Genomic DNA, 13657 nt, shown 5'->3' with positions numbered 1-13657 from the left:
CGCAGGCGGTAGGAGAAGGATCATGTTCACTAGAACCCAACACCCGATCGCGATCGAAACGACTGGACTGACGCCTATGCTACGCACCCGAGCGAAGCGGCTTGGACGGTTGGTGGAGATTCTCGGATTCCTTGTCAGCGTGTTTGTAGTGGCGATCGCTGCCGGAAGCCTGGCTTCGGCCGCCGATAACGACGACAGCTACAAGACCGCTCAGGGGTTGGCCGTTTACCTCGGCGTCCTGCCGGCGGCCATCGTGCGGGGGCACCTTGAAAGCCATCCCGAAGCGACCATGCATGGCGGCGCGCCACAGGGTAAACACGAGGACCACGTCGTCGTCGCCGTTTTTGACGCCAAGACAGGCGCACGCATCGAGAACGCTCGCGTAACGGCGAACGTATCGGGGCTTGGCCATGTCGGAGCGCAGAATATCGACCTTGAGGCGATGTCGATTGCCGGGACCGTCACCTACGGCAACTTCGTCGAACTGCCGGGCAACGATCGCTACGATATCAAACTCAACATCACTGTCCCGGGTCGGAAACCGGCTTCCGTGCAGATCGACTTCACCTATCAGCACCTACAGTAGGCCGGAGACGGCGCAGCATCTGATATGTTGAAATGGCGTTACTTCGGGTCCTTCGCATCGCCTTCGAGATCCTGAGATTTGTTCTCGGGAACGCCTTGCAGCGGATTCATTTGCTCCCCTCGAAACCGCCGCCGCCCGAGCGGCTGCGCCTCGGCCTCGAACGGTTGGGGACCACATTCATCAAGCTTGGCCAGGCTCTCAGCATTCGCCGGGACATGTTGTCCGACGACTATGTCCTTGCCTTGCAGTCCCTACAGGATCGCGTCTCGCCGTTTCCTGCCCGCGAAGCGATACAGGAGATCGAGATCGGGCTCGGCCGTCCGATCGCCGAATTGTTTGCCGAATTCGACGAGACACCTCTAGCCGCCGCCTCCGTCGCGCAGGTTCATACGGCGCGACTCCACGACCGAAGAGAAGTCATCGTCAAAGTTCGCCGTGCTGGCCTCAAGGCCCAGATCGACCGCGACATGCGCGCCCTTTGCTGGCTGGCGCGCGTTGTCATCATGCTCGTGCCGCGGCTGAGGCATTACCAGCCCCTGCGCATCCTGAACGAGATCAGGGGCAATCTCGCCAGGGAAATCGACTTTCGCCGCGAAGCGCAAAACATCAAACGCTTCGTGACTGCCTTTGCCGGGTGGCCCACGCTCATGATTCCAGATGTTATCGACGGCTTCGTCTGCGAGACCGTGATCGTCCAGGAGCGGAGCGACGGACTGCGGATCGACGACCCGGCAGTCAGACCCGATGGGGCACGCCTCGCGCGGAATTTCGTTGAAGCCTACCTGCATCAGATTTTTGTCCTGGGCGCATTCCACGGCGATCCGCATCCCGGCAATCTCTTCATCACCAAGGACGGACGGATTTGCTTTCACGATTTCGGACTGATCGGAATTCTGGACCGGGCCACGCGCCGCAAGCTTGCCGCCTTCACCAGTGCCTTCATCCGCCAGGACGCGGACTGGCTCCTGGATGCGGCGATTGACCTCGGTGTGCTGGGCGGCGAGATGGATCGGGGCGAGTTCCGGTGCGGACTGGCGGAAATACTCGCCGATCACGTCGGCCTGCCGCTCAAGGACTGGTCCCTCGCGGAAGCCTTCCTGCGGGTGACACGGCTCGGCCAGGCACAGAATGTCTTCGTGCCTCTCGACCTCCTTATCCTCATGCGAGCAATGTTCCTCGCCGAAAACGCGGTGCGCGTTCTCGACCCGGACTTCCAGCTGCTTGAAACTTTGCAGAGCAAGGGGGCCGAGGCGCTGAAGGCCGCTATGGAGCAGGCGGACTGGAGGGGCACGCTTGACCGCCTGAAGTTCGATGCGCTTACCGCGGCACAGGACCTGCCGCCCCTGGCCAGGGTATTTGCGCGGCAATTGCTCCAGGAAGGCGGCGGCCTGGGATTGAGCCTGAACGTCCGTGAGCTCAAAGGTCTCAATGAGCACATAGACCGCGGCAGCAATCGGCTGGCTCTCAGCCTCGTCACTCTGGGCCTCTACATTGCTGGGTCGCTTCTGATGCAGCACAGCATCGGGCCGCGCATCTTCGGCGACTTCCCGCTTCTGGCCGCGTTCGCCTATGCCCTTGCGCTTTGGTTTACTTCTCGGATCGCCCGTGGAATCGCGCGCTCGGGCAGGCTTTGATGCGCGCGCGGCCCGACAGGTCCTCGTGATCCCGTAGGCGATCACGCTTCGCCGTATCTACGCCACGCCGAGCACACCCAACGCCGAGTGAAGGCATTGTGGCTTCTGCGATCGCAGCGCGTTCTTGATGCGGCGCAGCTCGCCATCTTGATCCGCATCAAAGACCTGATGCACAAAACGCGGAAGGGTGCGGCTGCAAGTCGGTTCCCCGGTTGTCGTTCTTTCGCCGAGGAGGCGCCGAACAAAGGGTGTTCCGGGCCGCCTTGACGGCGGTTCAAGGCGACTGTTTCGGCTCCCCTTCAGAACGGCGCTAGGAGCTACCCCAATGTCCGCTGGTGAGCGGACCGAGTGTCAAATTGGAGCCAATGCAAATGAACTTTTGGTCACAGAACTGGCTCTGGATCCTTATTGGTTTGGGCGTCGTCTTCTTCGTCTTCAGAGGCGGCCACGGTTTTGGCCACATGCGGCATAGTGGCTACGGCGGTCACCACGGCCATGATGGTCACGGAGATGGTGACGGTTGGAACCAGGATCGACGACCGGGTGCGGTCTCGCAGACCGTCGGAGCGGCCGTTGATCCCGTAAGCGGTGCTGCCGTGCGGACCGGCTCGGCGCTCACGTCGCTTTACCAGGGTCGCGTCTATTATTTCGCCAGCAAGGACAATCGGGACCGTTTCGAAGCAGCTCCGAACGAATTTGCTGGGAAGGCGTCAGGCATCGAACTGGGCGGGCCGCCGGAGCGTCCGCGGCGCAGAGGCGGATGCTAATTAGTGAAAACTAGCCAGGCGATTGCGCTATCCTGGCCGGGCTCCATCCGCCTGCGCTGTCACGAACCTCGCCCTCGGCGGGCGTCGCTGTCGGCGGCGGAAGGGGCGGAAACGTCCAGGATGAGTGCGTCGATGTCTTGAAACTGGACGGGGAAATCGATCGCGCAATGGATTTGAGAAACAATCTGACAAAATATGCTGTTTTGGCCGTCCTGATCGGAGCTGGCGTCCTGTTCTGGCGAAACACTGGCCCACGGCCGCCGGTCCACGCAACCACGGTCGCTGTCCAGGTGCCGCAATTTTCGCCCACGGCGTTCAGGGGCAAGGCGGCTTTCGACAAGGTTTGTGCCGCCTGCCACGGTGTCAATGCATCTGGTACCGAAAAAGGGCCGCCGTTCATCAACGAAATCTACAATCCGGGACATCATTCGGACGACGCCTTTTTTCTCGCCGCCAAATTCGGGGTTCGGCAACATCACTGGCCTTACGGAAACATGCCGCCGCAGCCGCAGGTCTCGGAAGAAGATGTTGCCGCAATTGTTCAATATGTGCGTGAACTCCAGCTCGCGAACGGCATCAGATATATGCCGCACACGATGTGAGGCGATCTAAGACCATCAGATGCTGATCCTTCAGGGAATTGGTCTTGCGGCTCGCCGATCAAGGGTGGTCCCTTTTTTGACCGGCGATGCTGTTTCTGGAATATGAGAGGTGGTGTTCAGCCGAAACGAAACGCGGGCAGCGACCGGACACGCTCGATGAAGTCGCACCGGTCGAGCGCCTGCGATTGATTCGCCGGGGCGTTGCCGCTTCGCCGAACTGCAACGCGGGCCGGCGTGAACATTCTCAGCAGCAACCGCGGCTGTGACCAACCGCGCCTTCATTGCCGATGTAGCGTTCGGGACTGGCCCGAAACCTGTCACGACAAGATGCAGAACAAAAATAGTATCTCCGTCCCTGGAAGGTTTCGGTTGCCGCAGCTTCCGTGCTGTCAATCTGCATTCCGCAAACGGGATCGGTAACTCGCATCGCGGTGAACTCCTTTCAGTTTCAACTCAGTTCCCTGTTCCGCCAGGATATAGGACGGCACCACCTGTAGTGCTGATTTAGGTTCGGTTCTTTGATCTCGGTTAAACGGTGTTCCGAGCGACCATTGCGATGGGGACTTCGTATCCATCGCCTGCTACAACTCGCGCTGTTGGGATGACGAGATCCGCCGCCGCTGTTTTGTTGGCGGATGTTGCGCGCACCGCCGCGACGCCATCCAGTCTTCGCAACAGCCCTTTGTCGTACTTCGAAAGCTGAGCCCGACGCTTGATGTCCTCAAGGGCCTCGTCGGGATGGCAGCGTTCGTAGTCCGCGCGGATCAACGGCACCAGGTATTCCCGATCGCGGATGCGATCACTGAGCGGCGCGCGGCAATGCGGGCAAGCGCCAACCTGGCGGCTTCCGACCGAACACGACAGAGGCGGGAATGGACGGCGCTATCCTGCGGCGCCATTTGGAAATGCAGGATTTGCGATTCTCGTGATGCGTCGATGTCATCACCGGTTCTTCGAGCCTGCGATTGACCTGCGTCAAAGCCTCTCCCCCCGAACAGCAGATCATGACGGACGCCAGCGGGAGCAGCAAAATGAACACGAAGCCGCTTCAAAACTCTCCAGGTCTTGGGCACGAGCCGGAAGCCGGAAAGCAGCCACCCACATCATATCGTCTGGCTTGGGCGTGCCTGCCGGTGATGCTGGCGCTGAGCGGTGCAATCCTGCTCTTGTTCGGCATCTCATGGTGGACGGCACTGATCGTCGTCCTGCTGCTCGCCTGCCCAGCGGCGATCGCGGTGGCGGCATATGCCGGGTTCGAGCCGCGGCCGGGCGCTTCCGGTCGACGTCGGGACAGCAGCAAGCAAAAGGAAAATAACGGTTGGCCGGCGCGGGCCGGCAGACAGGACAACTCAGGGCCGGGGCAAAGATAGATCATGAAGAAAAGTTGGCTTTGGAGCCTTGTGACCCTCGTCGTCCTGGCAGTCGGGTCCTACGCGCTCTATGCGTACCTGCAGCCATCTGCGCTCACGGCAGGACTCGTTTACGGGAACGGGCGCATCGAGGCGACCGAGGTGAGGATCGGCAGCGAGATTGCCGGTCGCGTGGCAGAGAGCCGCCTGGTCGAGGGCTTGCCAGTTTCGGCGGGCGACCTGCTGGTTCGCATCGACGACACCGAGTTGAGCCTGCGCCTCGCACAAAGCAGGGCTGAACGAGAAACTGTCGCGCGAGCGCTTGCGAAGGCAAGGGCGCAACTCGAAGTGGCGCATCATCATGCCGAGACCGCAAAGGCCGATGTCGAGCGTTATCGAAGCTTGGCGGCCAACGATACGGTTTCACGGCAACGTCTTGAGCAAGCGGAGAATGCGTTTCAGGAAGCGCAGGGCCAGGTTACGGCGCTGGAGGCCACCCTGAGCGAAGCCGAGGCGCAGGTGACGGCCGCCGACAAGGGAGTTGCCGTCCTTGAGGATCAGGTTGGAAGGACCAGGATCACGGCTCCTGCCGCCGGTACGATTCTTGTCAAGGCGAGCGAGCTTGGCGAGGTCGTGGCGCCGGGTCAAAGCCTTGCCGTAATGGCTGACCTCTCCCGTCTCGAGCTGAAGCTATTCGTGCCTGAGCGGGATCTGGCGAAAATCAAGCTTGGCGTACCGGCGCGGGTCGTCACCGACGCCTTTCCTGATCACTTCGCAACGGCAGCGGTGACGCGGGTCGACGAAACCGCGCAGTTTACGCCGCGCGACATTCACATGCCCGACGAGCGGGTGCAGACGGTGTTCGGGATCACGCTAGCCGTCGACAATCCGCGCGGAGAGCTGAAACCCGGAATGCCGGCCGATGCCTGGATCAAGTGGGATGAGGCGGCGACATGGCCGGATCGCCTTGCCGTTCCGCGTTGAGTGCCTGACGTGATCATCGACGCAACCCGCCTCGGTCGCCGGCTCGGCCGGACACGCGCGCTCGCGGATCTGAGCTTCACGGTCGCCGAAGGCGAGCTGTTCGGCGTGGTTGGGCCGGACGGAGCCGGCAAGACGACGCTCCTGCAGATGCTTTCGGCCATTCTCGACCCGACCGAGGGAAGCTGCCGGGTGCTTGGCTTCGACAGCGTCCGAGAGGCGCACAAGATCGTGTCGGCGATCGGCTACATGCCTCAGGGCTTCTCGCTCTACCAGCGGCTAACTGTCGACGAGAACCTCGAATTCGCGGCAAGCATCCGCAACGTCCCCGCCGCCGCATGGGGCGAGCGCCGCGAACGGCTGCTCGCCATGACCGGACTGGCGCCGTTCAGCGATCGACAGGCCGGCCGGCTTTCTGGCGGGATGAAGAAGAAGCTCGCGCTCTGCGCCAACCTGGTCCACCAGCCGCCGCTCCTCTTGCTCGATGAGCCGAGCCTCGGAGTCGATCCTGTGTCGCGGCGCGAGTTCTGGAAGCTTCTGGAGGAGTTCCGGCGCGCTGGCACGACGATCGTGGTGGCGACCTCCTACATGGACGAGGCCGATCGCTGCGACAGGGTCCTGTTCCTCGAGCGCGGCCGGTCGCTGGCGGTTGGCACGCCCGCCGAGCTCCGGGCCGGCGCATCGGCCGACGTCTACGAGATTTCTGGAGCTGACCTTGCCGGGGCGGAGGCGAAGCTACGCGCCCTGCCTGCCCTGCGCAGCCTGAAACGGCTTCCCGATCGCCTGCGGGCGGTCGTGGCCCGGACGGAACCCGGCTCTGGGATCGAGATTCCGTCGTTCTCGCGCGTTCCTCCATCGCTGGAGGACGTCTTCGCGATGCTCGAGCGCGAAAACGGAGCGCAAACCTCGCCGGTTGGCATCACGCCAATCCGGACGCCTGCAAAGACGGCCATCCGCGCGGAGGGCGTGACCTGCCGCTTCGGGTCATTCACCGCCGTCGATAACGTCTCCCTGTCCATCGATGCCGGCGAGATATTCGGTTTTCTCGGCCCCAACGGTGCCGGCAAGACAACCTTCATCCGAGTCCTTTGCGGACTCCAGGAACCCCTGGCTGGCCGCGTCGAAGTCGCCGGCATCGACGTGCGCCGCAAGCCGCGCGCCTTACGCCCTTACATCGGTTACGTTTCACAGCTGTTCTCGCTCTATCCCGACCTGACCGTCGGCGAGAACCTTGCCTTTTTCGCTGGCGTCTACGGCCTGAAAGGCAGCGCTCGTGCCGACGCGATCGAATGGGCCGTATCGATGGCAGGGCTCGATGGGCTCGACGCGGTCCTGCTCAGGGACGCGTCTGGAGCGATCCGGCAGCGCGTCGCTCTCGCCTGCAGTGTCATGCACCGTCCTCCGGTGCTTTTCCTCGACGAACCCACCTCCGGCGTGGACCCGGTGTCGCGGCATCGGTTCTGGGAATTGATCCGCGCCCTCGCCAAGGCCGGCGTCACCGTCTTCGTGACGACCCACTATCTCGAGGAAGCGGGATATTGTGACCGGCTCGGCATGATGCTTGCGGGCCGGCTGATTGGCCTCGGCACGCTTGCAGAGCTCCGCGCCGGCCTGCCGGAAGGGACCGCCGCCAATCCCGAGGAAATATTCCTTGCCTACGTGGAGCGCGAGCAGAAGAAGCAGGAGAGGGTGGCGCCATGAACGCTCGCGGCATCATCGCCGTCCTCAAGAAAGAGACGATCGAGCTCAGCCGCGATCCCGTCACGATCGCAGTCGCGCTGCTGATGCCGTTGATCATGCTCTTCCTGTTCGGCTATGCCGTCTCGCTCGACGTCAAGGACATCCGCTACGGCGTCTGGGACCTCGACCGCACGACGGCAAGCCGGGAACTCGCCGACAGCTTTGCACGCAGCGGCTATTTCGTCCGAGCGGCCGAACTGGACAAATCGAACATCGAACCGATGCTCCTGCACGGTGACATCCGCATGGCAGTGGTGATCCCTAACAGCTTCGAGAGCCGCATGAGCCGCGGCGAGGCGGTTCCGGTGCAGGTGCTGGTTGACGGCACCTATTCGAACGTGGCGCAGATCATCGTCGGTTACGCGGACGCCATCATCGCCAGCTTCAGGAATGGCACCGTTAGCAGCATCGAGCCGGAGGTCCGCGTCTGGTACAACCCCTCGCTGAGAAGCGCCAACTATGTCATTCCCGGTTTGCTCGGCGTGATCATGATGGCCTTCCCGCCCTTGCTCACGGCGCTCGCTGTCGTGCGCGAGAAGGAGTCCCGATCGATCGAGCAGATTTTCGCTTCGCCACTTACTTCAGCGGAATTCCTCGCCGGCAAGCTGATGCCTTATGGTGCCATTGCTTTCGTCGAATTCCTGATGGTCATGGCGATCGGGTTCCTGTGGTTCGAGGTACCATTCAGGGGAAACATCGTTCTCCTCACCGGAGCCGCCCTGGTCTACGTCTTCACCACGGTCGGGCTCGGGCTGTTCGTCTCAACGATCGTTCGGACTCAGGTCGCGGCGATGCTGCTCGCGCTGGTGGTCACGTTGATGCCGTCCGCTCTCTTCTCCGGCTTCATCTTTCCGGTTTTCACCATGCCCTACGCATTGCAGCTCTACGCCTCCAGCTTTCCGGCCCGCTATTTCATCGACGTGGCGCGCGACGTGACCCTGCGCGGCGCCGGCCTCGGCGACGTTTGGGTCAACATCGTCCTGATCGTCATCTATTCGGCGGCCGTGTTCGCTGCGGCGGTCTGGCGCTTCCGCAAGAAGGTGGCCTGATGCTCAGCCGTTTCGGAAGCCTGCTCCTGAAGGAATCGATCCAGTTCTTCCGCGATCGCGTGGTGCTTGCTCTGATCATGTTCCTTTACGTCATCGACAGCGCCATGTGCACATTGGCCCTGTCGTACGACGTGAAGAACGTCTCGCTTGCCGTCGTCGACGAGGATGGCACCTACACGAGTCGCGACCTCGACAAGCGCTTCTTCGCCACGCCCGAATTCATTCCTGCCGGACATCCGGCTTCGGAGCGCGAAGCTGCCGAATGGCTGCAGTCCGGCAAGGCGATCGCCGCCGTCATAATCCCTCCTGGCTTCGCCCATGACCTCGCCGTCGCGCCGCCGGCCAAGCTGCAGGTGCTGATCGACGGCACAAATTCGAACACAGCGCTGATTGCACGCGGCTACGTGCTGCGTATCGTCCAGATCTTCCAGGCGGAAAAGGCGCCTGCGGGAAGTGCTGGACAGGCTATGGCGCATCCTGTGGTTCGCGTCTGGTTCAATCCGAGCCTGACCTTCACTTCGTTCATGGTGCTGTCCATGATCGCCACGGCGGCGATGATGGTCGGACTTCTGCAACCGGCGGCCTCGATCGTCCGCGAGAAGGAAGCCGGCACGATCGAGCAGCTGATGCTTACCCCGATCCGCACCGGCGAGCTGTTCCTGGCGAAGACGCTGCCGACGCTCGCGACAGGCCTCATTGCGGTTTTCCCCTCCCTTCTGGTCGCCTATTGGTTCGGCGTGCCGCTGCGAGGCAGCCTTCTGCTTTTTCTTGCGCTTACCGCGCTTTTCCTGATCAGCGCGATCGCGCTTGGCGTGCTCCTGGGCACCATCACCCGGACTCTCCAGCAGGCCTTGCTTCTGTCGTTTCTTTGGCTCTTCTCGGTCGTGTTCCTCTCCGGCACGCTGGTCCCAATCGACAGCATGCCGCCATTCCTGCGCACGCTCTCCCTCGTCAGCCCGCTGCGCCACTATCTTGACGTGACCTTGGGTATCTTCCTCAAGGGTTCCGGGATCGCAGAACTTTGGCCACAAGCCGCCATCCTCGCAGGGCTTGGCACGGTCCTTTACGGACTCGCCTGGCTGCGCTTCGCGCGAAGATAAGGGTCAGCTCACGCAGTTCACCGGGAGTGACAATGTCGAATTCTGCAACCTTGCCGGCTCCTTTGGTGATCCTCTCGGAGCTTACCGCTCGCGATGATTTCGTCGAAGTCGTCGAGCGCAAAGGGCTGGGCCATCCAGACACCATTTGCGATGCGCTTGCCGAGAACTTTTCGCGCAACCTGTGCCGGGAATATTCCAGGCGGTTCGGTCATATCCTCCATCACAATGTCGACAAGGCGCTTTTGAGCGGCGGCCGCTCCGCTCCTTCGTTCGGTGGTGGGTCCATGATCGCCCCGATAAACATTTATCTGGCGGGCAGGGCTACGATGCGGATCGGTGACGAACGCATTCCGGTCGAAGACATTGCGATCAAAGGATCGCGATCCTGGCTGCGCGCCAACCTGCATGCGCTGGAGCCGGAACAAGACGTCCGGCTTCACGTGCTAACTCAACCAGGCTCCCAGGACCTGCGGGAGCTGTTTGCCCGTGCGAGCCAAGTGCCTCTGGCCAACGATACTTCGATCGGGGTCGGTTATGCGCCGCTCAGCGCGCTCGAACAGCTGGTGCTCGCGGCGGAGCGACGGATCAACGGAAGAGATCGCGCTCGCGAAAGCCCGGCATGGGGCGAGGATGTGAAGGTCATGGGTATCCGGCGCGGCGGCTCGGTCCGGCTGACGGTCGCATGTGCCATGATCGGACGCCATGTCGCCAACATCGAGGACTATTTCGCGGAGAAATTGACGCTCCAAAAGCTCGTGGAGGAACTTGCAGAGCAACATGGTTTTGCCGACCGCGCGATCGGCGTCAACATCGCGGACGGGTCATCCCCGAGCGCGGTCTATCTTACGGTGACGGGCACGTCGGCCGAGGCCGGCGATGACGGCCAGGTGGGCCGCGGCAACCGGGTCAACGGCCTGATCACGCCTGGCCGGCCGATGAGCCTCGAAGCGGCCGCGGGCAAGAACCCGGTGTCTCATGTCGGGAAGATTTACAACGCGCTTGCACGGGACGCCGCGGCGGCGATCGTCGCTGAAACTCCGGAGATTGCGGCTGCCGAGTGTCTGCTGGTGAGCCGGATCGGCGCGCCGATAACCCAGCCGGCGGTCGTGCAGGTGAAAGTCGCCACCCGGGACGGGAAGCCCCTAGCCGAAATCCGCCGGCGAGTGGAAGACATCACCGCAGATTGCCTCAACAGGATTCCCGCACTCGTCGAGGGGTTCGTTACTGGCGAGACACCCGCTTTTTGAGCGACTATGGCTGGTCTCATGAGGGACCGGCCGATGTCGGGTTTAGCCCATGATGCACCCTCGAGAGCGCGTCATGGATGCACCGGCCGGGCCGGAAGCCATACAAGATCGGATCGATGTCCGTATCGAGCGTCGGGCAGGTGACTTGCGACCGACAGCAGCGGTTGAGGTCGAATGCGGCACAGATCGGCGCCACGACCGAGGCGGCATTGATGCAAGTCAAGGCACACACCTGTGCAGTGTAGTCCTATCGCTAGGGGAGCTGTTCGACAGGCAGGGAGGCTGATATGAGGCCAAGGCTCAGAGGGCTGCAAGCAGGGATGATATGTGGAGCCCTCAGCCTGGTTTCGCCGGTCGCTGCAGACGACATGCCTCAAGGCTCGTCGATGATGCAAGGCTCGTCCATGATGCAAGACGGACACATGCCACACCGGATGATGAGCCCCGGGTTGATAGTGCCCACTATGAATCCATCCAACGGTCGCAAGCTCTTTGCCGAAAAAGGGTGCGTCGTCTGTCATTCCATTAACGGCATCGGCGGCGAGGACGCGCCCGCATTGGATGCATCGACAATGCCGCCAATGATGAATCCGTTTGAGTTCACGGCGCGGATGTGGGCCGGCGCTCCAGCGATGATCGAGATGCAAAAACAGGAACTGGGCGAGCAGATTGAATTTACCGGGCAGGAGCTGGCCGACATAATTGCCTTCGTCCACGACGCCGATGAGCAAAAGAAGTTCTCGGAGGCCGACATTCCGCCCAAGATCAAGAAGCTGATTCATTCAGACACGGAAGGCGGTCATGAAATGAACCAGATGAAGCAAGGCGGCGCAATGAAGATGAACGACGACCAGTCGCCGCAATAGAAAGCCGCTCGTGCGAACGCAGGAGGAAAAGCAGCTTGCGAGCGGCTTGGCTGGCCCTACTTACGTTCCACCGAACCACTGGAGGCAGCTATGCGGAGCAGGCGATTGACGGTTTTCTTGCTGGCACCGACCACGGTAGCAACACAGATCACGCTTGGGCCCTCGCACCTGGATGGGACTGTCGGCTTCAGGTACCCAGCGGCAGTCGCGGCAGAGCAAAACAGTCCGGGGTTTCAAACCATCACGAGCGAGCAGTTGAGCCAGATGCTGCCGCGCAAGGATTTCTTCTTTGTGAACGTCCATATTCCCTATGAAGGGCAGATCAAGGGAACGGACGCCTTTATCCCCTACGACAAGATCGATCGGAATCTTGACAAGCTTCCCGCCGATAAGAATGCGAAGATCGTGCTGTACTGCCGCAGTGGTCGCATGAGCGAGATCGCCGCGAAGCAGCTGTCGAAACTCGGCTATCTGCATGTGAGCCATCTATCGGGCGGGATGATCGCTTGGCAGGCTTCTGGACATGCTCTCGTGGAGCATTGAACGCGGCGCGCCGATTGGCCTGCCTGGTTTGGGGGATCGGCAGGATCGGTATGGCATTGTGATCTGCGAAGCCGAACAACGGGGCAGCCCCCGCATCCAAGGCCATTCTCATTTGATTTCCGTCAAGGACGTAAATCCCTAATGGGACTCTACTTGCCTTCCACAGTTCTGGTTACCAGCACGGGAAGGTCGATGTGGAGAAGAAATCGTGGAGGAGGGCCTTTCTAAGGGCGATGATTGCCCTCTGGATTTTGATTTCCCCCTGGGTTCTTGTGCACCTCGCCATGGGGCCATCTCCGCTTAAGATCGGCAGCAGCGCTTTGTGGAACTTCCTTCTCGTGGGTCTTGCCATGATGGTGACGTCCATGGCGCCACAGACGGTCTCGGCGGCTTCGGCAGACCGAGTGAACGCTGTCTTGGCCGTATGGCTTGTCATTTCGCCATGGGTTTTCGGCTTCAGCAGCGACTTGATTCTGACCTTGAATGCGATTCTTGTTGGGGTTCTCACCCTGGTGATAGGTTTTCTGGGCAGAGGAAAGCCAACTGAAGGCGGTGGAGTGCTCATGTCGGGCGCAAGGCCGCACAACCGGCAATCGCGAAGCAGACGCGACCGGCTGGATCAATATTGATGCTACTCGGCCCGTTGTTGCGTCGGCAGATCGGCCCGCGTGTCGCATTTGGCCTGTCTGCCAGAATACGGTCTGATCCACTCCGCAATCGAGTTCGCCGAAGCAACAGGCAAGCCTGCCGCGGTTGGCAAGCTCGACGATGCCCTGGCAAATCATCAAGGGCGAGCGCGGCACATTGTTGGAATCTGACGCTGCAGTCCGCCCGCCGTCCCCGAGCACGACCGAGCGGTTGTTGCGATCTCAAGGAGAAATTCGATGATGAATGGAACCGGAATGTGGTTCGGCAGCGTATGGATGCTACTGATTGCAGTATTGGTGGTTCTCGCCATCGCCGCTCTTGTGAAGTACCTCGCGAAATAGCCACTCCGGTGACAAGGAAGCTAACCTAGCGCCGAGGTATTTCCACGGCGGAAGGATAACACTTGCCCGCTTCACGGTCCTTTGCTGTGCAGGGTCGGCCTGCCCAATGGTCGGCTGGCAACTGCTGACACGCAGAAACAGCCAGTGCTGCCGTCAGCAATAGCAGGGCAGGGATGCTTCGCTTGGGACCGGTCCAGCCCGACG

Annotated in this window: 15 protein-coding genes; 13 read left to right on the top strand and 2 right to left on the bottom strand. The window is 61.4% G+C overall.

Translation table 11 applies throughout. The features are described 5' to 3' along the window. Positions 1–22: 22 nt before the first annotated feature. From RFN28_RS05480 to RFN28_RS05470, 4 genes are all read left to right on the top strand, one after another. Positions 23–586, top strand: coding sequence for a hypothetical protein (locus tag RFN28_RS05480; protein WP_320286357.1), 564 nt, complete (start codon positions 23–25; stop codon positions 584–586). A 32-nt stretch (positions 587–618) separates the two neighbouring features. Continuing rightward, the gene (locus tag RFN28_RS05475) at positions 619–2220 is read left to right on the top strand and encodes an ABC1 kinase family protein (protein WP_320286356.1); all 1602 of its coding nucleotides are present in this window, start codon (positions 619–621) and stop codon (positions 2218–2220) included. A gap of 461 nt (positions 2221–2681) precedes the next feature. Beyond that, entirely contained in the window at positions 2682–2987 is a 306-nt protein-coding gene (locus RFN28_RS34820; RefSeq protein ID WP_430677326.1) for a YHS domain-containing protein, read from the top strand. Positions 2988–3124: 137 nt separating this feature from the next. Then, positions 3125–3589 (top strand): c-type cytochrome, encoded by a 465-nt coding sequence (locus RFN28_RS05470; protein WP_320286355.1) that lies wholly within the window; start codon positions 3125–3127, stop codon positions 3587–3589. A gap of 244 nt (positions 3590–3833) precedes the next feature. On the opposite strand, the gene RFN28_RS34815 is transcribed toward RFN28_RS05470, so the two are convergent. Beyond that, a complete protein-coding gene (locus RFN28_RS34815; RefSeq protein WP_430677306.1) occupies positions 3834–4016 on the bottom strand; it encodes a YHS domain-containing protein in 183 nt (60 codons plus the stop codon). 101 nt (positions 4017–4117) lie between these two features. Further along, positions 4118–4363: a hypothetical protein gene (locus RFN28_RS05465; RefSeq protein ID WP_320286354.1), complete on the bottom strand. Its 246-nt coding sequence runs from the start codon at positions 4361–4363 to the stop codon at positions 4118–4120. 257 nt (positions 4364–4620) lie between these two features. Here RFN28_RS05465 and RFN28_RS05460 point away from each other — a divergent pair, with 257 nt between their 5' ends. The 9 genes from RFN28_RS05460 (at position 4621) to RFN28_RS05420 (ending at position 13093) form a co-directional block, all read left to right on the top strand. Beyond that, on the top strand, positions 4621–4959 hold the full coding sequence (locus RFN28_RS05460) for a hypothetical protein (RefSeq protein WP_320286353.1): 339 nt from the start codon (positions 4621–4623) through the stop codon (positions 4957–4959). Positions 4960–4989: 30 nt separating this feature from the next. Further along, positions 4990–5922 (top strand): HlyD family secretion protein, encoded by a 933-nt coding sequence (locus tag RFN28_RS05455; protein ID WP_320286352.1) that lies wholly within the window; start codon positions 4990–4992, stop codon positions 5920–5922. A 9-nt stretch (positions 5923–5931) separates the two neighbouring features. After that, positions 5932–7620, top strand: a complete 1689-nt coding sequence (locus RFN28_RS05450) for an ATP-binding cassette domain-containing protein (protein ID WP_320286351.1) — start codon at positions 5932–5934, stop codon at positions 7618–7620. Further along, complete coding sequence (locus tag RFN28_RS05445) at positions 7617–8708, top strand: ABC transporter permease (protein WP_320286350.1); 1092 nt, start codon at positions 7617–7619, stop codon at positions 8706–8708. The genes RFN28_RS05450 and RFN28_RS05445 overlap by 4 nt, the downstream gene beginning before the upstream one ends. Next, positions 8708–9808, top strand: a complete 1101-nt coding sequence (locus tag RFN28_RS05440) for an ABC transporter permease (RefSeq protein ID WP_320286349.1) — start codon at positions 8708–8710, stop codon at positions 9806–9808. The genes RFN28_RS05445 and RFN28_RS05440 overlap by 1 nt, the downstream gene beginning before the upstream one ends. 65 nt (positions 9809–9873) lie before the next feature. Beyond that, on the top strand, positions 9874–11055 hold the full coding sequence (locus RFN28_RS05435; protein WP_320286348.1) for a methionine adenosyltransferase: 1182 nt from the start codon (positions 9874–9876) through the stop codon (positions 11053–11055). Between the two features lie 287 nt (positions 11056–11342). Then, positions 11343–11921, top strand: a complete 579-nt coding sequence (locus tag RFN28_RS05430) for a c-type cytochrome (RefSeq protein WP_320286347.1) — start codon at positions 11343–11345, stop codon at positions 11919–11921. Between the two features lie 105 nt (positions 11922–12026). Further along, positions 12027–12464: a rhodanese-like domain-containing protein gene (locus RFN28_RS05425; RefSeq protein WP_320286346.1), complete on the top strand. Its 438-nt coding sequence runs from the start codon at positions 12027–12029 to the stop codon at positions 12462–12464. A gap of 194 nt (positions 12465–12658) precedes the next feature. Further along, positions 12659–13093, top strand: a complete 435-nt coding sequence (locus RFN28_RS05420) for an SPW repeat protein (protein ID WP_320286345.1) — start codon at positions 12659–12661, stop codon at positions 13091–13093. Positions 13094–13657: the final 564 nt, after the last annotated feature.

This window comes from Mesorhizobium album, from assembly GCF_033977205.1.
Classification (GTDB): domain Bacteria; phylum Pseudomonadota; class Alphaproteobacteria; order Rhizobiales; family Rhizobiaceae; genus Mesorhizobium; species Mesorhizobium album.
This window is presented reverse-complemented; position numbering and strand designations above follow the sequence as displayed.